Source organism: Pedobacter sp. 01N416, assembly GCF_056399685.1.
In genome coordinates, this window is sequence record NZ_JBFTRT010000723.1 from 1 (window position 1) to 2,171 (window position 2,171).

Consider the following 2,171-nt stretch of genomic DNA (forward strand, 5'->3'; position numbering starts at 1 on the left):
ATACTTAATAGTCGCTTTACCAGTATTCGAATATTGATTTGATACCCATACCATAGGTACACGGCCAGAGAATATGCCTACACCACCACGGATTTGAGTCTGAGAATTATTAAATACATCCCAGTTAAAACCTAGCCTTGGTGTTACAATAATAGTTGATTTTGGAGTTCTGCTATTTACTAAATTGTTAGCCACAGCTACTGATGAAGCATTAAACGCAGGGTTCTCTACTGGATTGTTTAAATATACAGGCACCTCTGCTCTTACGCCATAGGTTAATCTGAAATTATCTCTGATACTCCAAACATCTTGAGCATATAAACTAAATTGTGCCATTTTAATTCTAGCTGGCGCTAGTGGATCACTCTTGTCTGTTGAATAAGTCGTTTGATACTGAGTCATTCCAGTTTGAGGAGTAGCCATAAATCCGGCCAGACTTGTGAAACTATAATCACCATAAACGCCTTGTAAGAATACGTTTTTAGTTTTGTAAAATAAATTATCTGTTCCGAATGTAAGACTGTGAGAACCTAATGTTACGTTGAAATTATCTGTCAAAGTAAAATTATCTTGATTTAAGCTATTCGCCTGTGAACTGTAATCTGCACCGAACCTAAAAGTTCCAGCAACCGGATCAGCAATACTAACACTTGGGAACGCCGCACCTGGATCTCTCCTGTCTCTTATGGCTGTGTAAGTTAAACGTAGTAAATTAGAAGCACTATTTGATAACTTAGAGCTTAATTCGGCAACAACAGAAGTCGTTTTATTACTTTGGGCATACCCATTGTTATAGAATGACATAGCTGTTTGAGAATCTGAAATACTATAATTACTTCCCTGAACGTAATTTCCACGGATCATTAATTTATTTTTGTCATTGATGTTCCAATCAATACGACCAAATATATTATCAGATTTTCTAGTTAGATTAATTCCATTAATTTTACCTACGTCATAACCATATTTGTTCATCACAAAATCTTTCAAGGTCTGAGCATTAGCAACACTAATTTTTGATGTGCCATCAGGTCCACCAGGTTGGTTAGCAATAGGTTGGTCTCTGTTTAAACCTTCATAAGCAACGAAGAAAAACAATTTATCTTTAATAATAGGTCCGCCCATGCTTAATCCATATTGAAAAGATTTGAAATCTGTATACTTATTTCTTGTTGTATAACTTCTTCCAACTAAATCTTGGTTTTGATAAGTTCCAAAAGCTGTTCCATGAACCTCATTTGTTCCACTTTTTGTCACAGCATTCATACTTCCACCGGTAAAACCAGCTTGGCTCACATCATAAGGGGATAGTGAAACCTGTACTTGCTCTATCGCATCAAATGGAATTGGGTTAATACCTGCCTGACCACCATTTGTTCCATTACTTGCTAGACCAAAAACGTCAGTTGAGTTAGCACCGTCAATCGTAAATTGATTATAACGTGTGCTTTGTCCGCCAAAGCTTATTCCAAGCGGTGAACCATCTGTACTGCTATTTCTTACTAAAGCAATAGGACTCAAGCGTGCAAAATCATTGATATTTCTCGAAATGGTTGGCAACATATCTAACTGGTTTCTTGAAACAGAAGTAGAAGTTCCTGTTTTATTTCTTCCAATTACCGAACTTCTGCTGCCAGTAACATTTACTTCTGTTAGAAGTACTGAGTTATCAACCAGAACAGGGTCAAGCTTACTGTTTTCACCTAAGTTCAAATAAATATCTTTACTGGTGAAGGGGTGATATCCCACAAAATTAACTTCAATAGTGTAGGGACCACCAACACGCATATTGTTAATTACATAGCGACCTTCGTTGTTAGTTGATACAGAATAAACCGTACCTGTTGGTGTGTGTGTTGCTTTAACACTTGCACCGGGCAAAGTGCCTTTGGCATCCTTAACTGTTCCTGAAATTGATGATGAGGTTACCTGTGCATTAGCACCAATGGTAATACCTACAAATGCAACAATAACCAGTACTAATCTTAAAAGTAAAGATTTCTTCATACTTTGTTTTTTAAATGTTTTTTGTTGTTGAATAATAATCTAATAGGGATATTATGCCGCAAATGTACCCAATAAAATTTAACACATTTTAACATTCAATGTTAAATAATTATTAAGTCGGGCAAAACTTTTCAACATTTAACACATATTGAGCAGAATATAAC

Annotated in this window: 1 protein-coding gene; it reads right to left on the reverse strand. The window is 35.9% G+C overall.

Annotated features, from left to right (window positions below):
* Positions 1 to 2,007, reverse strand: a 2,007-nt coding sequence (locus tag AC1DND_RS26320) for a TonB-dependent receptor (protein WP_477585612.1), incomplete at its 3' end; no start/stop codon positions are given.
* Positions 2,008 to 2,171 lie beyond the last annotated feature (164 nt).